The sequence below is a fragment of the Ensifer sp. EB106-05-01-XG146 genome (genome assembly GCF_058791875.1).
In genome coordinates this window covers 414,343-438,582 of sequence record NZ_JBYTDX010000001.1, presented here as the reverse complement: position 1 = coordinate 438,582, position 24,240 = coordinate 414,343, and the positions used below count along the sequence as shown (strand labels likewise).

26 protein-coding genes and 1 tRNA gene are annotated in these 24,240 nt (G+C 62.9%); 14 read left to right on the top strand and 13 right to left on the bottom strand.

Annotated features, from left to right (window positions below):
* Positions 1-111: 111 nt before the first annotated feature.
* Entirely contained in the window at positions 112-1,098 is a 987-nt protein-coding gene (locus AC3WVQ_RS02045; RefSeq protein ID WP_244546717.1) for an MBL fold metallo-hydrolase, read from the bottom strand.
* A 186-nt stretch (positions 1,099-1,284) separates the two neighbouring features.
* Here AC3WVQ_RS02045 and AC3WVQ_RS02040 point away from each other — a divergent pair, with 186 nt between their 5' ends.
* Positions 1,285-2,694, top strand: coding sequence for a DHA2 family efflux MFS transporter permease subunit (locus AC3WVQ_RS02040; RefSeq protein ID WP_034800899.1), 1,410 nt, complete (start codon positions 1,285-1,287; stop codon positions 2,692-2,694).
* Between the two features lie 51 nt (positions 2,695-2,745).
* Here the strand turns inward: AC3WVQ_RS02040 and AC3WVQ_RS02035 are convergent, their stop codons facing one another.
* The 4 genes from AC3WVQ_RS02035 to AC3WVQ_RS02020 form a co-directional block, all read right to left on the bottom strand.
* Positions 2,746-4,512: a peptidoglycan D,D-transpeptidase FtsI family protein gene (locus AC3WVQ_RS02035; RefSeq protein WP_034800896.1), complete on the bottom strand. Its 1,767-nt coding sequence runs from the start codon at positions 4,510-4,512 to the stop codon at positions 2,746-2,748.
* Positions 4,513-4,810: 298 nt separating this feature from the next.
* Positions 4,811-5,191, bottom strand: coding sequence for a VOC family protein (locus tag AC3WVQ_RS02030; protein WP_090294905.1), 381 nt, complete (start codon positions 5,189-5,191; stop codon positions 4,811-4,813).
* A 1-nt stretch (position 5,192) separates the two neighbouring features.
* The gene (locus AC3WVQ_RS02025) at positions 5,193-5,930 is read right to left on the bottom strand and encodes an RlmE family RNA methyltransferase (protein WP_034800892.1); all 738 of its coding nucleotides are present in this window, start codon (positions 5,928-5,930) and stop codon (positions 5,193-5,195) included.
* Positions 5,927-7,516 (bottom strand): Ppx/GppA phosphatase family protein, encoded by a 1,590-nt coding sequence (locus AC3WVQ_RS02020; RefSeq protein ID WP_060516471.1) that lies wholly within the window; start codon positions 7,514-7,516, stop codon positions 5,927-5,929. The genes AC3WVQ_RS02025 and AC3WVQ_RS02020 overlap by 4 nt, the downstream gene beginning before the upstream one ends.
* A gap of 317 nt (positions 7,517-7,833) precedes the next feature.
* Here AC3WVQ_RS02020 and AC3WVQ_RS02015 point away from each other — a divergent pair.
* The 8 genes from AC3WVQ_RS02015 to AC3WVQ_RS01980 all read left to right on the top strand — a co-directional run bounded on the left by AC3WVQ_RS02015 (position 7,834) and on the right by AC3WVQ_RS01980 (position 15,463).
* Positions 7,834-7,907 (top strand) — tRNA-Gln (locus AC3WVQ_RS02015).
* A 213-nt stretch (positions 7,908-8,120) separates the two neighbouring features.
* Entirely contained in the window at positions 8,121-11,099 is a 2,979-nt protein-coding gene (locus tag AC3WVQ_RS02010) for an ATP-binding protein (protein ID WP_110818513.1), read from the top strand.
* Between the two features lie 6 nt (positions 11,100-11,105).
* Positions 11,106-12,272 carry a YcaO-like family protein gene (locus AC3WVQ_RS02005; protein ID WP_110818514.1) on the top strand — a complete coding sequence of 389 codons (1,167 nt, stop codon included), beginning with the start codon at positions 11,106-11,108 and terminating at the stop codon, positions 12,270-12,272.
* Complete coding sequence (locus tag AC3WVQ_RS02000; protein ID WP_034800884.1) at positions 12,262-13,020, top strand: TfuA-like protein; 759 nt, start codon at positions 12,262-12,264, stop codon at positions 13,018-13,020. The genes AC3WVQ_RS02005 and AC3WVQ_RS02000 overlap by 11 nt, the downstream gene beginning before the upstream one ends.
* 62 nt (positions 13,021-13,082) lie before the next feature.
* Positions 13,083-14,294 (top strand): gluzincin family metallopeptidase, encoded by a 1,212-nt coding sequence (locus AC3WVQ_RS01995; RefSeq protein ID WP_110818515.1) that lies wholly within the window; start codon positions 13,083-13,085, stop codon positions 14,292-14,294.
* A 17-nt stretch (positions 14,295-14,311) separates the two neighbouring features.
* Positions 14,312-14,800, top strand: coding sequence for a hypothetical protein (locus tag AC3WVQ_RS01990; RefSeq protein WP_034800879.1), 489 nt, complete (start codon positions 14,312-14,314; stop codon positions 14,798-14,800).
* 24 nt (positions 14,801-14,824) lie between these two features.
* Positions 14,825-15,088: a hypothetical protein gene (locus tag AC3WVQ_RS01985; RefSeq protein ID WP_034800877.1), complete on the top strand. Its 264-nt coding sequence runs from the start codon at positions 14,825-14,827 to the stop codon at positions 15,086-15,088.
* Positions 15,089-15,214: 126 nt separating this feature from the next.
* The gene (locus AC3WVQ_RS01980; RefSeq protein WP_034800874.1) at positions 15,215-15,463 is read left to right on the top strand and encodes a hypothetical protein; all 249 of its coding nucleotides are present in this window, start codon (positions 15,215-15,217) and stop codon (positions 15,461-15,463) included.
* Between the two features lie 36 nt (positions 15,464-15,499).
* On the opposite strand, the gene AC3WVQ_RS01975 is transcribed toward AC3WVQ_RS01980, so the two are convergent.
* A complete protein-coding gene (locus AC3WVQ_RS01975) occupies positions 15,500-16,639 on the bottom strand; it encodes a fumarylacetoacetate hydrolase family protein (RefSeq protein WP_034800872.1) in 1,140 nt (379 codons plus the stop codon).
* 252 nt (positions 16,640-16,891) lie between these two features.
* Between AC3WVQ_RS01975 and AC3WVQ_RS01970 the strand changes: the two genes are divergently transcribed.
* Positions 16,892-17,317 (top strand): hypothetical protein, encoded by a 426-nt coding sequence (locus tag AC3WVQ_RS01970; RefSeq protein ID WP_110818590.1) that lies wholly within the window; start codon positions 16,892-16,894, stop codon positions 17,315-17,317.
* A gap of 127 nt (positions 17,318-17,444) precedes the next feature.
* Here AC3WVQ_RS01970 and AC3WVQ_RS01965 read toward each other — a convergent pair whose 3' ends face one another.
* Positions 17,445-18,062 (bottom strand): TetR/AcrR family transcriptional regulator, encoded by a 618-nt coding sequence (locus AC3WVQ_RS01965; RefSeq protein WP_034800870.1) that lies wholly within the window; start codon positions 18,060-18,062, stop codon positions 17,445-17,447.
* A gap of 51 nt (positions 18,063-18,113) precedes the next feature.
* On the opposite strand from AC3WVQ_RS01965, the gene AC3WVQ_RS01960 reads away from it, so the two are divergent.
* Positions 18,114-18,908 carry a 3-oxoacyl-ACP reductase family protein gene (locus AC3WVQ_RS01960; protein WP_082566269.1) on the top strand — a complete coding sequence of 265 codons (795 nt, stop codon included), beginning with the start codon at positions 18,114-18,116 and terminating at the stop codon, positions 18,906-18,908.
* 74 nt (positions 18,909-18,982) lie between these two features.
* Here AC3WVQ_RS01960 and AC3WVQ_RS01955 read toward each other — a convergent pair whose 3' ends face one another.
* The 3 genes from AC3WVQ_RS01955 to AC3WVQ_RS01945 form a co-directional block, all read right to left on the bottom strand.
* Complete coding sequence (locus AC3WVQ_RS01955; protein WP_492382583.1) at positions 18,983-20,236, bottom strand: NAD(P)/FAD-dependent oxidoreductase; 1,254 nt, start codon at positions 20,234-20,236, stop codon at positions 18,983-18,985.
* A 64-nt stretch (positions 20,237-20,300) separates the two neighbouring features.
* Positions 20,301-20,804, bottom strand: a complete 504-nt coding sequence (locus AC3WVQ_RS01950; RefSeq protein ID WP_082566270.1) for a TIGR00645 family protein — start codon at positions 20,802-20,804, stop codon at positions 20,301-20,303.
* A 155-nt stretch (positions 20,805-20,959) separates the two neighbouring features.
* Positions 20,960-21,124 carry a DUF1328 domain-containing protein gene (locus AC3WVQ_RS01945; protein ID WP_034800864.1) on the bottom strand — a complete coding sequence of 55 codons (165 nt, stop codon included), beginning with the start codon at positions 21,122-21,124 and terminating at the stop codon, positions 20,960-20,962.
* 224 nt (positions 21,125-21,348) lie between these two features.
* Between AC3WVQ_RS01945 and AC3WVQ_RS01940 the strand changes: the two genes are divergently transcribed.
* Positions 21,349-21,543 carry a hypothetical protein gene (locus AC3WVQ_RS01940; RefSeq protein ID WP_060584342.1) on the top strand — a complete coding sequence of 65 codons (195 nt, stop codon included), beginning with the start codon at positions 21,349-21,351 and terminating at the stop codon, positions 21,541-21,543.
* 106 nt (positions 21,544-21,649) lie between these two features.
* Here AC3WVQ_RS01940 and AC3WVQ_RS01935 read toward each other — a convergent pair whose 3' ends face one another.
* Both AC3WVQ_RS01935 and AC3WVQ_RS01930 read right to left on the bottom strand, forming a co-directional pair.
* Complete coding sequence (locus tag AC3WVQ_RS01935) at positions 21,650-21,847, bottom strand: CsbD family protein (protein ID WP_090294925.1); 198 nt, start codon at positions 21,845-21,847, stop codon at positions 21,650-21,652.
* Positions 21,848-21,908: 61 nt separating this feature from the next.
* A complete protein-coding gene (locus AC3WVQ_RS01930; RefSeq protein ID WP_034800858.1) occupies positions 21,909-22,232 on the bottom strand; it encodes a hypothetical protein in 324 nt (107 codons plus the stop codon).
* Positions 22,233-22,723: 491 nt separating this feature from the next.
* Here AC3WVQ_RS01930 and AC3WVQ_RS01925 point away from each other — a divergent pair, with 491 nt between their 5' ends.
* Entirely contained in the window at positions 22,724-22,972 is a 249-nt protein-coding gene (locus AC3WVQ_RS01925) for a YMGG-like glycine zipper-containing protein (RefSeq protein ID WP_034800856.1), read from the top strand.
* Positions 22,973-23,018: 46 nt separating this feature from the next.
* Here the strand turns inward: AC3WVQ_RS01925 and AC3WVQ_RS01920 are convergent, their stop codons facing one another.
* A complete protein-coding gene (locus tag AC3WVQ_RS01920) occupies positions 23,019-23,237 on the bottom strand; it encodes a NepR family anti-sigma factor (RefSeq protein WP_060584014.1) in 219 nt (72 codons plus the stop codon).
* 188 nt (positions 23,238-23,425) lie between these two features.
* Between AC3WVQ_RS01920 and AC3WVQ_RS01915 the strand changes: the two genes are divergently transcribed.
* Positions 23,426-24,223: a response regulator gene (locus AC3WVQ_RS01915; RefSeq protein WP_034800852.1), complete on the top strand. Its 798-nt coding sequence runs from the start codon at positions 23,426-23,428 to the stop codon at positions 24,221-24,223.
* The last annotated feature ends 17 nt before the right edge of the window (positions 24,224-24,240 follow it).

Genomic DNA, 24,240 nt, shown 5'->3' with positions numbered 1-24,240 from the left:
CTCGTAACACGGATATGTCAGGATGAAAATAGCCAAAGCCGGGAAATGTCCCGCCGTCGGCCGATATTTGTTGCAGAGCAGCAATTTCGCGCGAAGAGGCGCGGCAACCGATCAGATATCGAGCTGATAGCTTGCAGGCACGAAACGGTAACCCTCGCCCTGCTTCTCGACGAAACCGACCGCAGGAAACGGCATGTGGTAGCCGATAAAGGGCAGCCGTTCGCTGGCGATCATGTCGAACACCCGGCGGCGCGTCTCTGCTGCCTTCGCCTTGTCCATGTCGAAGCGCACTTCCCAGTCCGGCCGCTGCAGCGACAACACATAGTGGTTGGCGGTATCGGCCGTCAGCATCAGCGCTTTGCCGTCGGAATCGAGACGGAACACCATGTGCCCCGGCGAATGGCCGAAGGCGGCAATGGCCGAAATGCCCGGAACGACCGCGGCACCGTCGCCGATGAAGGTGGTCTTTTCCGCAAGCGGCACGACCTTTTCCAGCACGGCCTTGTGACCGTTTTCTGCTGGCGTGCCGGCGCGCGCCGGATCTTTCCAGAAGGCGTATTCGACTTCGCCCATCACATAGCGGGCATTGGCGAAGGCCGGTTTTTCGGCCTCCATGAGGCCGCCGATGTGATCGCCATGCATATGGGTTACCACGACAACCGAGACCTGCTCCGGCGAATAGCCGGCAGCGCGGATCCCGTCGAGCAGGCGGCCAGCGCCGGTCTCCCGACCGCCCTCGCCCATGCCGGTATCGAAGAGCACGAGGTCCGATCCGGTATCGACAAGAACCGGCGAATAGCTGTTGAGCAGCGCATCGGTCGGCAGGAAGTTCTGCTGCAGCAGTTCGGCCACCGCCTGTTGCGGCTGGTTGGTGCCGTAGGTCTCGTGCGGCTTGTCGCTGACGCGAGTGCCGTCATTGACGACAACGATCTTGAACGCGCCAAGCTTGAGCATTCTTGTCGGAGGGCTGGCTTTCATGCCGGTGTTTTCCGATTTTTCCTGAGCGACTGCAATGCCCGTCATCAGCGAGGGCGCTGCGAGCACGCCGAGCGTTCCCGCTCCCATCAAGGTCCTGCGCTTCATCGACATTTCACTCATGGTTCGTTTCCGCTTTCTGTTGGATCCGTTGCCATCGGCGGCAACTCGGCCAGAACTAGCGTCTTGACAGCAAAGGCCAGTCGGGATCACAGGCTTTTGATCCGCAATCACCGGTTTTGCCCCGACAAAAGCCATGACCGGCATTATTAGCTTCTGCTTATCGCTGACCGTCCGAAGCATCGTTTCATGAACCGTATCGTCCCGATGATCCTTGCCGTCGCTCTTTTCATGGAGCAGATGGACTCGACCGTGATTTCCACGTCGCTGCCGGCAATCGCCCGCGACATCGGCGTCGGGCCGATCACGCTGAAGTTGGCGCTGACCGCTTACATGGTGGCGCTGGCGATCTTCATCCCCTTGAGCGGCTGGATGGCCGACCGCTTCGGCGCCAAGAGGATCTTTCGCGCGGCGATCCTGGTCTTCATTGCCGGATCGATCTTCTGCGCCATTTCGAACAGCCTGCCCGCCTTCGTCTTCTCCCGGTTCCTGCAGGGAATGGGCGGCGCGATGATGACGCCGGTCGCTCGCCTCGTGCTGGTTCGCGGGACACCGCGCAGCGAACTGGTGTCGGCCATGGCACTGTTGACGATCCCCGCGCTCGTGGGTCCGCTTGCCGGACCGCCGCTCGGTGGCTTCATCACCACCTACTTCTCCTGGCACTGGATCTTCCTGATCAACGTGCCCGTGGGCATCGCCGGCTACATCCTGTCGGGCATCTACCTGCCGAAGATGGAGCCGCTCGATCCGCCGCCGGTCGACGTGCTGGGCTTCCTGCTCGGCGGGATTGCTGCCTCCGGCATCGTCTTCGGCCTGTCGGTGATCAGCCTGCCTGCCCTGCCCCCCGTTGTCGGCATCGCCTCGGTAGCGATCGGCCTTGTTTCGGCCCTGCTCTACATCCGCCATGCGCGGCGTCATCCGGCCCCGGTCCTCGACCTGAAGCTCTTCCGCGACAACGCCTTTCGCGCCGCTTCGATCGGCGGCACGATCTTCCGCATCTCGGTCGGCGCCGTTCCCTTCCTGATGCCGCTGATGCTGCAGGTGGGGTTCGGCCTCAATCCGTTCCAGTCCGGCCTCATCACGTTCATCGGCGCGGTCGGCGCGATTACCACGAAGTTCTACGCGCGGCGCGTTCTGGCCTTTGCCGGCTTCCGTACCACGCTCATCATCGCTGCGATCATTGCGGCGATCACCACCTTCGCCAACGGCTTCTTCACGCCGGAGACGCCCTATCTGGTGCTGATCACTATCCTCCTGATCGCCGGCTTTGCGCGCTCGTTCTTCTTCACCAGCGTCAACGCGCTGTCTTTTGCCGATATCGACGATGCGGATGCCAGCAAGGCGACCTCGATGAGCGCGGTGCTGCAACAGATCAGCCTGGCGCTCGGCGTTGCGGTCGCCGGCGCGATCCTCGAAATCGAGACGAAGCTCAGCGGCGGCCCGTTGCAGCTCGACGATTTCCACACCGCTTTCATGATCATCGCCGCCGCCAACCTGATCGCGGCGATCCCGTTCCTCACCATGGCGAAGAACGCCGGCTCCTCCGTGTCGGGACACCGGCTGCCGGCGCGCGAAGTCGAGACGGCTGCGGGGAAATGATCCCTTGGGCACCGACTGATCGACGGTGCCTTCCCAGCAACGGTGCCGGCCTTAGTAGTTGGCCAGCCACTGTTCGGCGCCCAGGTCTCCAAACCGGGGCTTCACCCCAAGGAGCGGCGCAGACCGACCGATGATCGACTTGACCATCGGAGCGGCGTTGGCCGCGGCCGTCCGCCCGCCGTTTTCTCCGGTTTTCGGCGCGTCGATGATCGACAGCACGATGTATTTGGGCTTATCCATCGGGAAGGCCGCAAGGAAGGCGTTGAAGTTGATGTCCTTGGCATAGCGGCCGTTGATGACCTTGTCGGCCGTGCCGGTCTTGCCGCCGACATGGAAGCCTTCCACCTGCGCCCGCCTGCCGGAGCCCTTCACGCCGTTCCAGTTGTAGAGGAAGCGCATGTCGGCGCTGGTCGTTTCCTTGATCACCCTTTGCGAGACGAACTTCGTTTCCTCCGGCGAGCGCGGCAGGAAGGTCGGCGGGATCAGGTGTCCGCCATTCATCAGCGCCGCGGCGGCGACGGCCGTCTGCAACGGCGTGGTCGCCACGCCGTGACCGAAGGAGATCGTCACTGAATTGATCTTCTTCCACGTGCGCGGTTGGGTCGGGATGGCGACCCCCGGCATTTCGGTTTGCATGCGGGACAGGAGGCCCATCTTCGTCAGGAACTGCTGGTGACCTTCGATCCCGACCATGTCGGCAACCGCCGCGGTGCCGATGTTGGAGGAGTACTGGAAGACCTCCGGGATCGATAGCGGACGGTTCTTGCCCTTGAAGTCCTTGATGGTGAAGCCACCCATGCGGATCGGCCGCGACGCGTCGACGACCGAGTTCAGGTTGACCTTGCCCGCGTCGAGGCCCATCGCCAGCGTGAAGCTCTTGAAGGTCGAGCCCATCTCGAACGTGGCGTTGCTCATCCGGTTGAACCAGCCCTTTTCGTACTCCTTGTCGACGCCGCCGCCAGGCAAGGTTCGCGAGGGTTCGTTCGGATCGTAGTCGGGTACCGAGGCCATGGCGAGCACCTCACCGGTCTCTGCATCGAGAACCACAGCGCCGGCCGCCTCGGCCTCATAGTCGGTCATCGCGTTGGCGACCACTTCGCGCACGATGTTCTGGACGCGCAGATCGATCGACAGCCGCACAGGCTCGAGCGAGGCGTTGCTGGTAAGGCCAGCGGCCCGCAGATCGGCAAAGCCCTGCTGGTCGAGATAGCGCTCGATGCCGGCCAGCCCCTGGTTGTCGACATTGACGTGACCGAGGATGTGCGAAGCGGTGACGCCGCCGGGATAGAAACGGCGCTTTTCCGGGCGGAAGCCGATGCCGGGTATGCCGAGCGCCAGAATGTCCGACTGCTGCTTCGGCGTGAGCTGGCGTCGCAGCCACTGGAATGCCGATCCGGACTGGAGCTTGCGGTGCGTATCGCGCCAATCGAGATTGGGGATCACGGTCGCGAGCTTCTCGACGACCTCGTCGGCGTCGACGATCTTGCGCGGTTCCGCATAGAGCGACATCGTGTTGAGATCGGTCGCCAAGAGATGGCCGTTGCGGTCGACGATATCCGGGCGAGAGGCGATGACATGGCCGCTGCCGCCGATCGACGCGGTTTCGGCCGGCGCCGACAGGCCATATTGAACCAGCCGCCCGCCGACGACGAGAAAGACGACGGCAAAGCCGGCGATCAGGATCCCCACCCGCTGCCGCGCCTGGTTCCTGCGGCCGGCGCTGGTGCCGATGATCACCCCCGGCTTGCCGGCACCATTCCTCTTGACGGAAAAATGCGCGCGGCTTCTGAGCCGAACGGCAAGCGAAATCATCGACATCCAGGTACTTCCACATGCAGCCAACCGGGCACGTGCTCGACCCGTCGCCAATCGTCGATCGGCAGCCAGCGCTCGGTGAATTTTAAACCTTAGGAGGTCCTAATGGACCAGATAGTAACACCAGAGTTGCACTCAACTGGTTAATGGCCGATTAACCACGATGCGCCGTCTTTGGGGGGACCGGGTTTTGGAGGGCGATCAGGAGTGCGGCCGATCGGCACAAGCCGGCCTGGCCCCGTGGCGCCTGCGTGCTTTCGCCATCAGGAAATCGTTGGAAACTCGGCGCCCAAGCGGCAGGTTACTCCGGCCGCTCGCAGACGGCGGCGATCTTGTTGCCGTCGTGATCGCGAACCCAGGCACCATAAAAATTTGCGTGAAACGGGCGTAGGCCCGGCGCACCCTCGTCCGTGCCGCCATTGGCAAGGGCTGCGGCATGAAAAGCGTCGACGGCGGCGCGGGTCTCGGCGGCAAGCGCGATGCTCACGCCATTGCCATAGGTGGCAGGCGCGCGGTCGAAGGGCGTCACAACCCAAAAGCGGATGCGATCGCCCTCAGCGCCATAGCCGATCTCGGTCTCGTCCCGGCGCTGCCGGTGGTAGCCAAGGGTCGGCATTACCGCATCGTAGAACGCACCGGCGCGTGTCAGATCGTTGCTGCCGACGGTGACGTAAAGCAGCATGTTATTTGGCCGCTTCGTCTTCGGTTTCCGTTTCGCTGCCGGCCTGCTGGCGCCCCTTGAAATCCTTGGCAAGCAGGAACATCTCGACCGATTCGGCGCGCGAGGAGGCCGGCTTCACATGGATGACCTGACGGAAATTCTGCTTGAGCATGTTGAGCAGCTCGCGCTCGGTGCCGCCCTGGAAGGTCTTCGCCAGGAAGTGCCCGCCCTTGGCCAGCACGTCGACGGCGAAATAGGCCGCGACCTCGCACAGATGCATGGTGCGCAGGTGGTCGGTCTGGCGGTGGCCGGTCGTCGGCGCCGCCATGTCGGAGATCACCAGATCAGGTGTTCCGCCGATCGCTTCCATCAGCTTGCCCGGCGCTTCCGGATCGAGAAAATCCATCTGAAGAATGCGCACGCCCGGAAGAGGGTCGACCTCGAGGAAGTCGATCGCCGCAACGCGCGGATCGGTATCGGTGGAGTTGGTGACCTTGGCGGCAATCTGCGACCAGCTGCCGGGGGCAGCGCCCAAGTCGATGATGCGGCGCGCGCCGCTCAGGATCTTGTGCTTCTCGTCGATCTCCAGGAGCTTGAACGCCGCGCGGGCGCGGTAGCCCTCGAGCTGCGCCCGCTGCACATAGGGGTCGTTGATGTGGCGCTCGATCCAGCGGCGGGAGGATGCCTTGAGCTTGCCCTTCTTGACCTTCTGGCCAAGCTTGCGGCCGCTACGGTTGGCGCCGACGGGGGGTTTCGTCATGGTTTGTTTCCTTCGTGGCTGCCGGAGGCATTGGAACCGCGCTGGTGGCGGCGCGGCCGCGAGCGGCGCCAGGCGCCGTCGTCCGCCATCATATCGGTGAGCAGGCCTTCGCGCAGGCCACGATCGGCAACCCGCATGCGGGTCGACGGCCAGCGCCGGCGGATCGCTTCGAGGATGGCGCAGCCGGCAAGCACCAGATCGGCGCGATCAGGGCCGATGCAGGGATTGGCGGCGCGCGCGTCGAAATCCCAGGAGAGAAGCCGCGCCTGCATGGCCGAGACTTCGTCGTCCGTCAGCCACAGGCCATCGACGCGGCGGCGATCATAGCGCGGCAAGTCGAGATGCACGCCGGCAAGCGTCGTCACCGTGCCTGACGTGCCGATCAGGTGGAAACCGCTGCCCGACGTGCCGTTCGCCAGAGCTTCGACAGGCGGGCTGTCGAAGCGGGAAAGCATGCCTTCCACTTCCTGCACCATCGCCTCGAAGCTTGCCGGCGTCACATGCTGGCCGCCATGGCGCTCCGAAAGCGTCACGACGCCGACCGGCAGCGAGGTCCAGTGGGTGATGTGGTTGGCGAGCCGGTTCGAGCGCGAATCACCGATGCGGATGACGGCGATCTCGGACGAGCCGCCGCCGATATCGAAGAGCACGACCGAGCGCGTCTCGCGATCCACCAGCGACGAGCAGCCGGAAACGGCAAGCCGTGCCTCGGTTTCGCGGTTGATGATTTCGAGATCGAGACCGGTTTCGCTCGCAACCCGCTCAAGGAAGCTTTCACCGTTTTCAGCCGCGCGGGCAGCCTCCGTCGCAATCAGGCGGCTGCGGCGAATGGTACGGGCGCCGAGCTTCGACGCGCAGATCTTCAGCGCCTCGACGGCACGCTCCATCGCCTCGTCCGACAGCCGGCCGCTGGCACCGAGCCCTTCGCCGAGACGGACGATGCGCGAGAAGGCGTCGACCACCCGGAACTGGCCGGGACGGGTCGGCTGAGCGATCAACAGACGGCAATTGTTGGTGCCGAGATCAAGTGCGGCATAGAGCGGCGCGGGCGGTTCGCTAGCAGCGATATAGGGTGCACGCGGTTGTTCGCCGCGATTGCCCGAACGCGGCTGTGCGCCCGCCTGACCGCCGCCGGCGGCAGAAGTCTGCCGCGCATTGCCGCCGCCATCGGCGCCACGCTGCTGCGCCGGCTGGCGCTCGCCGCTCGTCAGCGGGCGCCCCTGGAGCCCGCGGCGGTGCTTGGCCTTCTTGCTGCGCTTGTGGCCCTTGCGTTCGCCAAGCGACGCATCGACGACCTGAACGCCGCTGCTTTGCGACGCGGATCCGGCCTGAGCCTGCTGTTTTGCTGATTTCGAACGACGCCGCCGCTTGCGCTTGCGCGCCGGCTCCGTTTCGTTCTCTCCTGCGGGACGCCCTGCCAAACCGGCTGCGCCGGACTGGCTGGCAATTGCAGACGGCGAAGCAGACGACTTGCGTCGTTTACGCTTGCCCTTGCCGTTGCGCGGACCGAGCTTCGATCCATCACTGCGGCCTGCTGCCGACGCCCCGGATTCGGACGGCTTATCGCCGTGATCGGGGTCTTTCACTTGTTTCAACCATGGCGCCGCGCAAGGCCTTAGGGCCGCTCAAGGCGCTCTCTCGATTTTTCGTTGGCGCGACTGTACCAGCGCAACCCCCATTCGCCAAACTTTTTTTGAGAACCGGCTTGTGCACAACAAAGGCGTCGGGCGCCCGAACCCAGCAAACACACCGGGTTGAGCACCTGGGTCCCTGTTCCGGCCACCCTCGATGGCTGCGATCTCACTTCAGCCGCGATTTTTTTTGCAAAAGGTATTTGCATCAGCCGCCGATTTGTTTATAAGCCCGCCAACCACACCGACGGGCTTCGCTCCGACGGCGGCTTTGGGGAATAGGTTAACGGTAGACCCACGGACTCTGACTCCGTTAGTCCTGGTTCGAATCCAGGTTCCCCAGCCAATCTTCTCTCTTTAAATCCTTGATTTTCAGATCGCGCTGGATGTCGCTTTGACATCATTGGCGGCCCGATACGGCGCCGAAATCCCTGCCCACCGTAAGCTCCGTCACCTCTGAGGTAGGAATATTAGGATATTCTGCCCCATGGTCGCTTGCCTATGCGTGGCAAATGGAGTGGGATGTGGTCAACTCGGCTGACGTTGGGCGATGGCGAGAATGAAGGGGTCCGATTCGCAAATTCAGCTCGGCGGCGAAAGGCGCCAGGTGACGGCGGTTTTCTACGATATCGTCGGTTCGACCGAGCTGTTGCTCAGCAACGACCCGGAGAAATACCTCCGCTCCATCGCCAGTCTCCACAACAGTTCGGAAGACATCATTCGCCGCCATGGGGGCAATCTTAGCCGGCGGCTTGGCGACGGCGGATGCGGCTACTTCGGCTATCCGGCGCAGGTCGAGGACGCAGCCGAAATGGCCGTCCAGGCGGCTCTGGAGCTCATTGAGATGGCGACCCGGCAAAGCCACCGCCCGCGCACGGTACCCTTCAAGTTGCGCGTCGGCGTCGCAACCAGCGTCGTCGTCCTCTCCTCCGACGGCAAGGATATTGTCGGCACCGCACCGATACTGGCGGCGCGGCTTCAGGCGGAAGCGCAGCCTGATACGGTCCTTGTTGCCGAGGCAACCTACCAGCTCACTCGAAACAGGTTCGACTATACTTTCTTGCGCGACGCCGCTCTCAAGGGCTTCTCTGAACCGTCGGCGCTGTGGCAGCCTCTTGCCAGAAGCCCCGGATCTCTCCGCGACCGGTCGAACCCGGCGCGCGGCGCGCCGATGGGCGGGCGCGAGAAAGAACTGGCGCGGCTCACAATCGAGTGGAACGCCGCAAGCAGCGGCGCCGGCAGATCGGTCGCCGTCACCGGGGAAGCCGGTATCGGCAAGTCCCGGCTCGTCGCCGAACTGCGCCGCTCGCTCGGGCGCGAAAACGATGCCGATATTCTTCTGCAATGCGATGCACGGATGACCGGCGAGCCCATGCAGCCGCTGATCGGCTTTCTGGAAGCAAGCGTGGGAAAGGATGTCCTGCAGCGCGGCAACGCACCGCAACTGCGGGAGGCCCTGCACGGCATAGGGCTTCCCGTCGATGAGCGCGCGGCGCGCGCGATCGCCACGTTTACCGGCGGCGATTCGCGACGCAAGGCCGGCAATATCCAGGTTGCCGATCTCTCCGGCGAGGCGTTCCGAAAGGATGTCATCCGGGCGGCCGTGCAGATCCTGTGCGCCGGCGAGGCGGCCAAGCTCATCGTGATCGAGGACGTGCACTGGGCCGACAGCATGACCCTGACGATGCTCGAGCACCTGGTGAGCCACGCTCGCCATCGTCCGGTTCTCGTGGTCCAGACCTCGCGTGGACCGACGGCGGTTGCAGCCGCCGAAAGCCTGCCCCTCCAAGGCCTCGGAACCGCGGCGATGAAGAGCCTAGTCGCCTCCGTATGGGGCGGCGCGCCACCCGCAGGCCTAGTGTCCTTCATTCTGCAGCAATGCGACGGACTGCCGCTTTATGCCAAGGAGCTCGCGCTTCTGCTTCGCAGCCGGCATTCCGTCGCGCCTGCCGCCGCCAGCTGGACGAAGCTGCTCGTCGAAGAAGGCGTTTCGTCGCTGAACGATCTCCTAGCCGTCAAGCTCGCGAAGGTTGGAAGCGCGCGCCGCGTTGCCCAACTGGCAAGCGTCATCGGCAGGGAGTTCAGCGTCAGCCTGCTCAATCGGCTGCTCGATGGCGCAGCGGCAGCCTCGCTCGAAGCGGACCTTGCCGCACTCGTCGCGCATGGCGTGATCGAACAAGGCGCCACATCCAACGACGCCTTCCAGTTCCGCCACGTGCTGCAGCACGAGGCGACCTATGGCAGCCTGCTTCGCACCGACCGGCGCAGGTTCCACAAACGCATCGCCCAATTGCTAAGCGAGGAGGACGTGCCGAGCGTGCCGCCAGCCGTGGCCGCCTGGCAATGCGCCGAAGCTGGCCTCCATCTCCAGGCGGCGCAATTTGCAATGAAGGCGGCGGAGGCGTGCGTCCTGCGATCGGCGATGCGCGAGGCCCGCCAGTCGCTCGATCTTTGCGCCCGCGAGATTGCGGCGATGCGGCGGCACGTGGATCGCCGTCCGTTCCTGCTGGACCTGCTGCAGCTTCAGGGCGTCGTGGCGACGGCGCTCGAGGGCGAAGGGTCGCAACTGGCCCGCCGGACCTACGCGCGCGCCATTTCACTGCTCAAGCGCGACGGCTCCGCCAACCGCGAAGAGCGCCTGCCGCTTTATTGGGGCTGGTGGTTCACCGCTCCGAACATTTCTCTGCAACAATCGCGGGCGCGCGTGCTGGTGAGCGACATGGAGGGCGCCCGGGATCCCGAAACGCGGCTTCAAGCTTATCATTGCGGCTGGGCGACGAGCTTCCATGCAGGCCATCACGACTACTGCCTGGACTGCGTCGGCAAGGGCATCGCCCTATATGACGCGGAACGGGCGCTTCGCAATCGCGCCTTCTACGGCGGCCACGACGCCAAGGTCTGCGGCCTTGGCGAAAGCGCCTTGTCCTACCTTCTGACGGACGCACACGAACCGAGCGAGGCGGCCATCCGGCAATGCCTGGAGTGGGCCGACAGGACGGAGCATGTCGGCAGCATGGTGCATGCGCTCTACTACGGAATCGTGTTGCGTCGCTGCCAGCAGCGATATGAAGACGTGCACAGCCTCGGCGAACGCATGCTGGCGCTCGCCGACGAAAATGGCCTGGTGGCGAGCCAGGCGCGCGCCAATATGTACTGCGGCTGGGCGGAAGCCATGGCCTCGTCACCGGAGCGGGGCGCTGCGCGCTTCGAGGAAGGGCTGCGCCTCCAAAAGCTCACGGGGACCGACGACAATCTGTCGATCCACAGCGACATGCACTCCGAGATCCTGGAACGCATGGGAGATCCCGGAGCGGCGGTCGTCCCGATCGAGAACGCCATCGCGCTTGGCCGCAAGAGCGGCCAATGGTTCTGGCTTGCGGAGCTCTACCGGCGAAGGGCGCATCTGCGGCTGGCGCTCGGCGACGCTCCTGCGCGGGCACGGCGCGACCTGCGATATGCCTTGCAATCGGCCGAGACGCAGGGCGCCGAATGGCTGGCCAAGCGCGCCGGGCACGATTTGCGACATCACTTCGGCTAGTCGGCGATGGCGAGCGTTTCGTTCCAGGACCGATCGCTCGAGGGCGTGCTGAACGCCCCCTCCCCAGCCCCTCCCGACACCTGGCAAACCGTGGAGAAAATTCTCGCCCTCCGACGGGATTTCGGGATCACCCGCCTCGGATCGGTAACCGGGCTCGATCGGATCGGCATACCGGTCGTGCAGGTGGTCCGCCCGGCCTCGCGCTCGGTTTCGGTCAATCAGGGCAAGGGCCTCAGCTATGCCCAAGCCGCCATCTCCGGCCTGATGGAATCGCTTGAAGGATGGGCATCGGAGCGCATACCGGCGGAGCGCGTGTGGCGGGCCAGCCTTGCGGACATGAATGCCGACGGGATGTGGTCGCATCTCCATCCGGCTGCAACGCCGCCGGCCGACAGCAACGATCTCGCCTGGATTTCAGGCTGGGATCTGATCTCCGGCTCTTTCCGGCCCGTGCCGCTGGCGGCGGTCGACACAAATTACGTCATCCCCTCTCCGCATCCGCACTGGCTTCAACGCAACACCACCGGGCTTGCCGCAGGCACGAGCCTGCAGCAGGCACTGATTCACGGCTGCCTTGAGATCCTCGAACGCCACGCGCATCATCTGGCCACCCGGCGGCCGCACTTCTTCGACCGCTACCAGATCGGTGTCGACACCATTGGCGGAGGCAAATCCGGCGAAATCCTTGGCCGGCTGCGCCAGGCGGGGCTGGCTGCGGGCGTATGGGCGTTACCAAGCCCGAGTGGCCTGCCCGCCTATTGGTGTCATGTCATGGAAGACCCGGCGCGGGTTCCGCTGGCCCCCTTGCCGGCGTCTGGCTTCGGCTGCGACATCGATCATGACCCCGCCCTTGCCAAGGCTCTTCTCGAGGCGTGCCAGTCGCGCCTCGGCGCCATCGCCGCGACCCGGGAAGACGTGATTGGCCGCTTCTACGCCCCACCGGAACGAAGCGAACTGATCGCCTGGTTCGAAACCCTGTCGCGCGGCGGTCTGCCCTTTCCCGAAAATGAGCCTGCGCACGGGGGCGAAAACCCGTTACCGGCCATTCTCGAGGCGATGGTCGCCGCTGGTGTCAAAGCGGTCGTCGTCGTGGTCCTGTTCTCGGACGAAGCGCTCCCTCTGCATGTGGTCAGAGTGGTTGCCCCGCCCCTGGAGGTGAGCATTGAGGAGTGAAACGATCGTCTTCCTCGGACCAACGCTGAGTGCCGCCGAGGCGCGAGCACAGCTCGATGCGACCTATCTTCCGCCAGCCGGGCAAGGGGACGTCGTGCGCGCCGTGCTGAAACATCGTCCAGCGGTGATCGCGATCATCGATGGCGAGTTTGCGCAGCGGCCGGCGGTTCGGCACAAGGAGATCCTCTGGGCCTTGGCAAAGGGCGTGTATGTCTGCGGCGCATCCAGCATGGGCGCCGTCCGCGCGGCGGAACTCAGCGACGAAGGAATGATCGGCTATGGCTTCGTCTACCGTTGGTATCGGCGCACGAGGCTTGCCGACGACGCCGACGTCGCTGTGGCGATGGCGCCGCCCGAACTGGGTTCAAGAGCTCTCACCGAAGCCCTCATTGACATCAGACTGACACTGAAACAGTCTGAACGAAGGGGCATCATCACACACGAACTGCGCGTTGCACTCGAACAGGCGGCACGATCGCTTCATTATTCCGAGCGCAGCTACAGCACCATCCTCGACAGTGTCAGGAATAATAACAACGACCCTGATATTGAGCGATTAAGACGTCATCTCGCAATCGGATTACCGAGACAGAAGAAACTTGACGCAATCGAACTACTAAAGGCGATCTCCACCTTTAAACTTCGGCGCAAAGGCCCGGACAAGAGCAACGCGTTCGAGATGACCGAGGCTTTTGCATACGATCTTCAATACGCTGAGCTGCTCGATGAAATATTCCGAGCGGATTAGTACGAACAAGTTAATCGAATTCTACAATCACAGGTGATATTGAAACCGCGAGAGAGGCCAACATGGATGCCGCCGCTCACACGTCCGACGCCGACCCGGGCAGAGCCGCTTCACCGCGTCTCGGAACGCGCTTTCTTGTCTTTCCGCAACCCCCATACATTCCAGGTTACGAGAAACCCGAGGTGGTCTGGCTCGCCCCTTCGGCAGGCGGAATTACGGCCGGCCCGTCCGACCGGCGCATGTATGTCGCCGATCCGCTCGAAACCAAGAGGCCCTATGCCTACCCTATCCTGCCGCCCTATGCCGGCGCACTCTGCCCGCCGGTGGAACCGGACGCTGACGGACATTTCGATTACATCACGCCGGACTCGCCTGCCTTTCTGGCGACACACAGCTTTGCCTGCGCACGGCGCGTGCTGGATATCTTCGAGGGCTATGTCGGGCGCGAAATCAGATGGTTCTTCGAACCGACCCTGAGCCGGCTGGAGATCATTCCGCACATTGCCGACTGGGACAACGCACAATCGGGCTTCGGCTTTGTGGAATTCGGGGAAAGCGAACCTGCGAGAGTGACGTCGCGATTCGCGCTCAATTTCGATTCCGTCGCCCATGAGATGGGCCACCTGATCCTTCTCAGCGAACTGGGCCTGCTTGAGGGCGACGGCGCCGGCAGTGAGTTTTTTGCCTATCACGAAGCGGTCGCCGACTTCGCATCGCTGCTCGGCTTGCTGCATTTCGATACAGCCGCGGAGCGCATCCTGCGCCGCACCGGCGGCAACCTTTTGATCAACAACGAACTCGATCGCTTCGCCGAGCTCAGCGACGAAAGGCAGATCCGCACCTTCAACAATTCGCTGCGCGCGGGCGACGTCAGCCATGAAGTGCACGATCATTCCAAGCCATTTGCCGGAGGGCTCTTCGACTGCTTGGTCGAGGTCTATCAGACACTGCTCTTCGAGCGAGGACTGTCCGACCTCGATCCTCGCCAGTTCGGCAACCTGCGCCAGCAACTGGCGCCAGAGCTCATCGAAGCGACGTTGCGCCCATCAAGAGCGGACTACGAGCTGAAGCACTTTGCCAGCAAGGCTGCCCTAGAAGAGGCCCGAGACATCGTCGGCGAGAGCGTCGTTCGCTCCTGGCGGTTTCTGGAACCCGACGACGTCACCTTCGAAGCGGCAGCGGAAGCCTTTTTGACGGCCGCCGATCGGGGACGTGGTCGAGCCTATGTCGAACAGTTTGAAGATTGCATGCGATGGCGCGAAATTCTTTGGTGAAACAGAGGGAGAACGAGATGGACTACGAACATGTACCGGCACCGGCAACTGGCAGATACAAAGCGGACGAGCTTGTTCTCTACGGCGTCAAGCTCAACGCAAACGATGACTACGGCAGGTTCGATATCGGTGAAGGCCATAGTACCGAGCTTCGGGTCCAACTGTTTAAGGATGGTGGCGGCCTCAAGGCGGGCGACTACTCTATCGTCTTGGCCTACGGCTACGCATTCGACGGTCATTGCTACAGACTGGATTCGCATCGAATCTTCATCGTGACAGGCCCGAAGGCCGAAGCAGCGGTCGGTTGCGGCTTCGATTCGATCGCAGGTGCATCCTATCAAATGTGGCGCATTCGGGCATCGACAGAGTTGATTGAAATCGCGACTAGCTTTGGCGATGCGCAGACGCTCATTCTAGACGCGAACCTGCCCGGAAAGCGGTCGCCGACCTCATATGCGATCACCCAATCGATGGCGCATCGCGACCGCCGACTAAACCGCGACTAGCCGGACTCTCTAACGGAGAATGTCATGTCGATCACCTCAACCGTGAAATTTAAGCAGGACTGCAACAATTTAACGATGATAGACGAATTGCCCGGCAGCTACTGCGTGGACGACAAGTTGGAACCTATCGTCGGGCGCAGCGTCAAAAAGGACACAAGCCTCAAATTCTCGGCTGATACAAACAACGGCATCGCAGACGTGAGGATCACTGGGGACATCAACGGAACGCCGCATGACGACAGGTACGATCTGGAGGACCTAAGTAAGGGAATCACTTTCCCCAAGTAGGTGTCGGTACGCACTCGGTCGAAAGCCGCACGCTATTCATCAGGTGGCTAAGGTCGACATTGGCGGCTTCGGCCAAACAAGCGCATGATCACACCTCTCCCGAAACGATCAGGCGGAGGAAGACTTATGCTCGATACCGATAGAAAAGCGGATGCAGCCTATGCGATCGAGTACATCCAGGAACATCCGGAAGCCGGACTTTGCCAGGAGGGTCGGCGCTGGTGGATTACCCCAAACGCCAACGAGACGGATGGGCGGGTTTTTTCCATGGATACGGTGGAGGCCATACGGCTCCGGGATGATGCGCGCCTACGGGCCGTGCCTGACATTGCGCATGCGGGTCGGTCGCTCTGGGTTATGCGGGACATGACATAGTGACCGTGCAGACGCGTTCGGCCGTGAGCTTGCTCCTTACAGCAGCCGCCGTCCTGCCAGATTGCGCATCAGCGCCGCTGCGCCAAAGCTCCAGGGCGCACATTCGGTCGAAAGCCTGACCGTGTTGGTCAGCGACCCGAGTTCGGCACTGGCGATCGTCACCACGTCGCCGAGCTTGTGGGTGAAGCCCTGGCCGGGCTCGTCGCGGTCTTCGACGGGCGCAAAGAGGGTGCCCATGAACAGCATCAGGCCATCAGGATACTGGTGGTGCGGGCCAATCGTCTGAGCGACGAGGTCGAGCGGGTCGCGGCTGATTTCGGCCATCGAACTGCGGCCGGTCAGGCGGTAGCCGTCCTCGCCTTCGACCAGGAGCGTCAGTTCGGCCTTGCGGACATCGTCGATCCCGTAGGTTTCATCGAAGAGGCGGATAAAGGGACCGACGGCGCATGAGGCGTTGTTGTCCTTGGCCTTGCCGAGAAGCAGCGCCGAGCGCCCCTCGATGTCGCGCAGGTTGACGTCGTTGCCGAGGGTGGCACCCCTCACCTGACCGCTCGACGAAACCGCGAGCACGATCTCCGGCTCCGGATTGTTCCAGCGTGAGGCCGGGTGCAGGCCGACATCGGCGCCCGGGCCGACCGCCGAGAGAACCTGCGCCTTGGTGAAGACCTCCGCGTCCGGGCCGATGCCGACCTCCAGATACTGCGACCAGACGCCCTCTTCGATGAGGGCTGCCTTGACGCGGGCCGCCTCCGGCGAACCGGGCTTCAGGTTTCGCAGACTGTCGCCGATGACGGCTGTGACGCGGGCGCGGATCGTTTCGGCGCGCGACGCATCGCCCGCCGCCCGCTCCTCGATGACGCGCTCGATCATCGAGCGCGCGAAGGTGACACCACAGGCCTTCACCGCCTGCAGATCGCAGGGCGCAAGGAGATGCAGGGCGGACGGATCCGCCTTCTGTCCGAGGCAATCCTCGAGAGCGACAAGCCGCTCGCCCTGGGTGGAGCGGACGTGCGCAACGGGATCCGGGTGTTCGAGGAGGTCGCGCATGGTGGGCGCTGCCTTCGAGGTGATGTCGAAGAGCGCGCCGTCACGGATCACAACTACCGACGGGCCGCCGACATCGGCTCGCCAGGCGCGACCGACAAAGGTGCCATTTTGAAATACCGGATCCGCCATGCCGTTCTACCCTCCCGTGAGCGCTACCATCATGCAGCGGAAACCTCCGCTGTAAAGCGGGCGACGACGATCGAACGTCCCTTGGGTTGTAGCGGTCGGAACATTGCAAATTTTCACGCGTTTACGGTTACGGCGCGCCGATCCGAGCGCGCCCCGCCGCTCTGTCTCGCGAGCGCACGAAATCCGGCGCCCACCGCTGCCCCGGGAAGGTTCAGGAGCAGCCGGCCGAGGCCACGAGGAGATCAAGAAAGGATCAACGCAATGAACCAGCACGAAGAGTTCAAGGAAAAGCCGGTCATCGACCCCGTGACTGGGCAGCCGCTGCCCCAACCCACTGCGCAAACGCACCTCAGCGACGTACCTGTCGAGCCCCCCAGACGCAGCAGCTGGCCAATCATCATCATCCTGCTCGCCGGCTTGGTGCTGGCGTTGATCGCCTGGCTGCCGGCCGAACTGAGCCGCGACACCGCCAACACGGCAGCGCCGCCGTCGACCACCGACCAGCCGGCAACCGGAACGACGGGCCAGGCCACACCGCCGGCCGATACGGGCACGGCTCCCGCCGGTGGAACGACGACCCAGCCGGCCCCGGAAGCAACGCCGCAGCAGGGAACACAGGGCGCTAGCCCGAACTCGACCCCTGGCACGACACCCGAAATGACGCAGCCGGCGCCGTAAGCAGGACGGAGCACGCGCAAACCGGTGGGCCGGAGGCTTTTGATCTCCGGCCCTCGCGTCGTCGTTCACCTGAACAAAAATCATGAGGCCGAATGACGGATCGGCTGTGTCCGTTAGACGTCGTTCGTCAGTCCGGCCGGATGTTTGCGGATATCATCGCGTCCCAGCCGGCTGCGGCGCAGTCGGCGATCGCGACCAGGGTTTCCCGCGTGGCGCCGTCGCGCGCCTGGATCGACATGCCGTGCTGCAGCGAGGCGACGTAGGCGGCAATCGCGGCGCAGTCGACACCCACAGGCAGTTCGCCTTCCTCGACTGCGCGCTCGAAACGCTGCTCCAGAGCCATCTGCTTCTCCAGCCGACGCAGCTTCAGTGCGTCACAGACCTCCGCATCACCACCCGCCATCTGCGGTGCCGACAGAACCACCATGCAGCCTCTCGGCTCGCCACGCTGTGTAAAATTCTCGGCCGTGCGTCTCAACAGGTCGTGCACCGCCGCCTTTGCGGTCGGAACCGTCTCCAGTTCATCCCAGATGCCGGCACCGTCGGTGCGGCCGTAAAGGTCCACGGCCTCGATGAAGAGCTGCGCCTTGCTGCCGAAGGCAGCGTAGAGGCTCGGCGGGTTCAATCCCATGGCCCGAGTCAGATCCGACAGCGAGGTATTGTCATAGCCCTTGTCCCAGAAGAGCTGCATGGCGCTTGCAAGCGCCTCGTCCCTCGAAAAATTGCGTGGCCGCCCGCGGCTCATCTCGGCTGATCCTTTTTTGTATCGATCAATACATAAATCGCTTGACAGCGGATGGCAAGTCGTTTCCCCTTATATGTATCGATCACTACAGATTTGGAGAAACCAGTGACGAGTTTGAAAGACAAGGTGGCCCTGGTGACGGGCGGCAGCCGCGGCATCGGTGCAGCGATCGCAAGGCGCCTGGCGAGCGACGGCGCAACCGTGGCGGTGACCTACAGCCAGTCGAAAGAAAAGGCCGAGGCGCTCGTGGCGGAGATCACGGGGGATGGCGGCAGCGCACTGGCGATCCAGGCGGACAACCGCGATCCGGGCGCGGTTGAAGCCGCCGTCAAGACGGTCGCGGAAAAACACGGTCGCATCGATATCCTCGTCAACAATGCCGGCATCTTCGACGCCGGAACGGTGGACGAGGTGACTGAGGAGGATTTCGACCGGACGATCGACGTCAATGTGAAGGCGGTGTTTCTCGCCACGCGCGCCGCTTCGGCGCACATGCCGGATGGCGGGCGCGTCATCAACATCGGCAGCAACCTCGCCGCCCGCGTCCCATGGCCGGGCATGAGCCTTTATGTGCTGAGCAAGAGCGCGCTGATTGGCTTCACCAAAGCGGTGGCGCGCGATCTCGGGCCGAAGGGCATCACCGTCAACATCGTCCATCCTGGCTCGACCGACACGGACATGAACCCGGCCAACGGCGAACATGCCGGCCCGCAGCGCGGACTGATGGCGATCCCGCGTTTCAACGAGGCGAGCGACGTAGCAGGCGTCGTCGCCTGGCTGGCGGGGCCTGACGGCCGCAGCGTAACGGGCGCCGAATTCACCATCGACGGCGGCACCAACGCCTGATCAGGCAAGGAACAAGGCCGGAAACGCAGCGTCCGGCCTTTTCCTACTTCGTGATGCTATGGCTTCGGACCGTGTCAGGCCAGGAAACGCTCCGGCCGGTAGGGCGCGATGTCGATGACCGTCTTTTCGCCGGTCATGGCTTCCGCCAGCGCCCGACCGGTGACCGGCCCAAGCGTCATGCCGTGATGGGCATGGCCGAAGGCAAACCACAGGCCCTCGTGACGCGGCGCCTTGCCGATAAGCGGCATCATATCCGGCGTGCAGGGACGCGCGCCCATCCAGGGTTCTTCGTCGCGACGTTCGGCAAGCGGGAAGAATTCGCGCGCCACCCGCTCGGCCCGCGTCAGCTGCACCGGCGTCTTCGGCGCATCGCGCCAGGCAAATTCCGCACCCGTCGTCAAACGGATGCCGCGCAGCATCGGCGCCAGGAAGTAGCCCTTTTCGGCATCGAGCACCCAGTTGTTGAGCTGCGCGCCGTCCTGCATGCCGTAGTGCATGTGGTAGCCACGCTTCACAGCCAGCGGGAAATGATAGCCGAGCTTGCGGGTAACCGTATCGGCCCAGGGGCCGAGCGCCACGACGACTTCGCGGGCTTCCAGCGGCCCTTCCGGGGTGGCGACGCGCCAACCGGGACCTTCGAGTACGTGTTCGGTCGTCGCCGCATCGCCGGAAATCAGCCGTCCGCCCAGGGACTGGAAGTAGGCGAGATAGGCCTTGTTGAGGCTGTGCGGATCGCGGATCGACCAGGGATCGCTCCAGCGCAGACCGCCGACGAGATCGGCCTTGATCGACGGCTCCAGCGTCTTCAGCTCGCTCGTCGAAAGCTTCTGGTGGTTGACGCCGAAGCCCGCCGAGAGCTTTTCCGCTTCCTTGTACGCGGCGTCGCGTTCCTTCTCGGTGCGGAACACCTTCATCCAGCCGTCCTTACGGATGAGGTCGCCGGCTCCGGACGCCTCGATCAGATCCTGATGTTCGGTGATCGAATGCTCGATCAGCGGCGCATAGAGCTGGGCGATGCGCCGGTGCTGGGTAAAGCCGGAATGCCACCAGTAGCGGGCGAGGAACGGCACCAGGCCCGGAAGGGCGCGGAAATGGTAATGGGCGTCGGTGGTGTTGTTGAGCGCGTAGCGGAAGAGTGCGCCGAAATCATGCGGGAAGCCGTATGGAAAGACGCCTTCGCGCTGGATCAGGCCGGCGTTGCCGTAGGAGGTTTCCTCGCCGGGGCCACGACGATCGAGCAGCACCACCGACTTGCCGCGGCGGGCGAGATGGATGGCGGTGGAAATGCCGACGATGCCGGCGCCCAGAACCACTACGTCAGTCTTCATCTCAGGCTGCCCCGTTGCTCGATCAAGACAAACCGCGGCTTTGCGTGAAGCCGCGGCACCAATATCACTTCTTCTTCAGCGCATTCATGATTTGCTCGAGATAGCCGAGCAGTACGGCCGAGACGACAAAGGCCAGATGTATGATCGTCGCCCACATCAACTGCTCGCTCGAATATTGCTGCGCGTTTAAGAAGATCTGCAGCAGGTGGATCGAGGAAATGGCCACGATCGACGACGCAACCTTGATCTTCAGGCTGCCGGAATCGAGCTTGCCGAGGAAGGAGACCTCCGCATCGCCTTCGTCGAAGCGGCTGACGAAATTCTCGTAACCGGAAATCATCACCATCACGATCAGGCTGGCCACGAGCGCTGCATCGATCAGGCCGAGCATCGCCAGAATCATCTGCGCATCGTCATAGACGAAGACCATGCTGGCGATCTTCAGCAGCTTGAAGGCGAACGAGATGCCGTAGAGGGCAAGTGCCGCGACCAGGCCAAGGTAGAAGATGACGAGAAGCCAGCGGCTGGACAGGATGATCCGCTCGACGAGCAGTTCCAGCGATTTCATGATGTTCGATACCCCGGGGCGAAAACGACAATTGGGGCATCAATAGCCAAGCGGGCCAGCAAGGGCAAGCAAGACGATTCGGCCACCAAACACATCGAGGGCGGCTGTGACGCCGCCCGTTTCCTGTTTATGCCTAACAACTCAAATAGGGCCGCTCAGCCGCGGCGCACCAGGCCGGCAACGAGCGAAATCACCAGAAAGACCAGGAAAAGGAAGAAGAGGATCTGCGCGATGCCCGCGGACGTGCCGGCAATACCCCCAAACCCAAGTACACCCGCTATGATTGCCACAACGAGGAAGACAAGCGCGTAGTATAACATAGCAATTCTCCTTGCCTAAATCACTGCAATGCAAACGCGATAGCTTTCAATTTGTTCCAGTTCTCGATCAAAATCGGCGCGCGGAATTCCGTGGCGTCACTCGACATTAATATTCTGTTTACGATGAAAGACGAAAGAGTCCCAAATCGGCACGGTTTGCACCGGAAATGCCCGGAACCTTCGCAATACTCTGACGTTCTTCATCCATGGAACGCAGGGTCGAAATGAAGATGCCGACAGCACATATCTGGAAAACGGCGACCGAAGCCGGACGGGAGCGGACGCATCTCTCCGATAGAAATCTTCACATCGGAAAGACGATGCGCGACCTGTACACGGACGGCGAAGAACAAAGCGCCAAGCTTCAGTCTCTGCTTGAAGAACTTCGCAGGCGAGAGGCCAAGGCAAAGAAGAAATAAGCGCGATGCGCATGACAAACAAAAAGCCGCGCGACAGGTGTCGCGCGGCTTTTGTCTTGGCGTCGTTCTTCCGGGGAAGCAAGACTGACTGCTTGCCGCGAACCGCCTAGCGGCGCGACATCCAGTCGTCGATCTGCCGCTCCGCCTCGTCACGTGCAACGCCGTATCGCGCCTGGATCCGCCCGGCGAGTTCTTCCCTGCGGCCATCGATGATATCGAGGTCGTCGTTGGTGAGCTTACCCCACTGCGACTGAGCCTTACCCTTCAACTCGTGCCATTTGCCTTCAACAATGTCCCAGTTCATTTCCGATCCTTTCGGTTGATGCAGTCGCCCTAGCGCAATTGCCCAAGAGCTACCGGTGAAATCAGTTGCGAGCCTTGGCGCCGCTTTCGCTTCGCGCGGCAACGGCATAGCTGCCGTCATCGACCTTGACCTCGACCTGCAGACGGCCAGGCGCCTTCACCTGCCACTCGATGGTCGCGTCTTCTACGAACAGCGCCGGATCGACTTCCGCGCAGGCCCCGTAGGCGTGCTTGAAGCTCGTCGATGTCGCCTCGATCGCAGGCGAAAGCAGTTCGCGGCATTCGTCTACGGTCTCGAAAGCCACGGTGGGCGCCGGCACTTCGCGGCAGGCCTCTGTCGTCTGCATGCAGCCGACCAGGACCATGATGGCGGCAATGTGTTCCATTCGCATGCTCCCTTGCGTCAAACTCCAACAGCAAACGGAAATGTGCGATCTGCGGTTCCGCGAATGGGCGCGAAATATTTCCTGGAACCTTGGCGTCAGCTGCGCGTTTGAGCGGCCCAGAGACGGCCGGGAGGCGTCATTCGCCCACAGCGTTCAGCGGGCGACCACGGCCCACAACCGGGACGGACATCGCCCGTCGGCCACCCCAACAATGGAACAAAAATGCCCCGGTCTCGTTTTCGCAACGATAACAAGCGCTGCGACCGCGGCCGAGCGACGGAGGATATACTGGCGAGGCAAGGACACACCACAAGCGGCTCGCTCATTGCGAGCGCCGAAAGGTAACATCAAAAGTCGATCAGGACGGCGCGGCATCGGGTACGGGCTATGCCTCATTGTCGTCATTCTGTTCGTCACCAGTCGCGGGCAAATCGATTTCACCGAAAATTGATTCTCAGTTCAACAAAGCAACCCTCGGATAGGAACGCGTCATGAAGAAGATACTTATCGTAGCAAGCCTGATCCTCCCCCTCGCGGCATGCACGCAGACAGAAAAGGGCGCGGCGATCGGCGCAACCGGCGGTGCCATCGTCGGCGGTGCGGCGACGGGCAATGTCAGGGGTGCGGCCGTGGGCGCGGCCATCGGCGGCGTCGCCGGCGCGCTCATCGGCAACGCCAACGAACCGGGCCGCTGCATCTATCGCGACCGCTACGGCCGCCGCTACGAAGCCGCCTGCTGATCGGCGCATCTCATAAAGAAACGGGCAGCCGCCCGTTTCTTCCCCCTCAAAGCGGAACCCCACCCTTCGACGGGACTTTGGCCGCAGCCTCCGCTTCATCGAGTTTTTCAAGAAGATTGAGAAAGAGTTCCGGAACGGGCTCCTGCTCCAGCGACCGATAGAGCGCCTTCAAGCTGGTGCCGATCGAGCCGCCGATTTCGAGCGTTTCGGCAGTGCCTCCGCGCTGTTGGCCTACGCCGCCGTGCTTTCCGGTTTCTTCATCCATGCTGCGTCCCACCACCGCTTAGTCCTTCACGGCTTTTGCTGCCCTTGCGAAATCGCCGGCACACCGTTTCGAACACGTCCCCCATTTGCTCTAAGCCGAAAAACGTGTTCAAAACATCCATCTATTCCGCCCCATACCCCCTATCCTCAGAAATCAAACGAATCGCATTGCACGTAAGGAAGTCGTTGATGTCACTTTCGACCCGGATTGCGCCCCACCTGCCCTTTCTGCGCCGTTACGCGCGGGCCGTCACAGGCTCGCAGGCCGCAGGCGACGGCTATGTGGCCGCCGTTCTCGAAGCCCTGATCGAGGATATCAGCCTCTTTCCGGAAGCCTCGAACGACCGGATCAGCCTCTACAAGCTGTTCTGCTCGCAGTTCGAAAAGATCTCGATCGACCGCAGCGAAAATGCCTCACCGTTCGCATGGGAAAAACAGGCGGCCGCCAATCTCTCGCTGATCGCGCCGGCGCCGCGCCAGGCGTTTCTGCTCGTATCGGTCGAGGGTTTCTCCATCGCCGATGCGGCCGAGGTCATGAACCTCAGCCAGGCCGAGTTTTCGAAGCTGCTGACAGTCGCCTCGGAGGACATTTCGCACCAGGTCGCAACGGACGTCCTGATCATCGAGGACGAGCCGCTGATCGCGCTTGATATCGAGGATATGGTGACCAGCCTCGGCCACCGCGTCACCGGGATCGCCCGCACCCACGGCGAGGCGCTCGATCTCTACCGCAAGACCTCTCCGAAGATGGTTCTGGCCGACATCCAGCTTGCCGATGGCAGCTCGGGCATCGACGCCGTCAACGAGATCCTCACGCAGGCCGCTGTGCCGGTGATCTTCATCACCGCCTTCCCCGAGCGGCTGCTGACCGGCAAGCGGCCGGAGCCAGCCTTTCTCGTGACCAAGCCGTTCAATCCGGACATGGTGAAGGCACTGATCAGCCAGGCGCTGTTCTTCGACGAGCACGCACGCTCTGCCCGGCGCTAGGCCGGGCAACACATCCC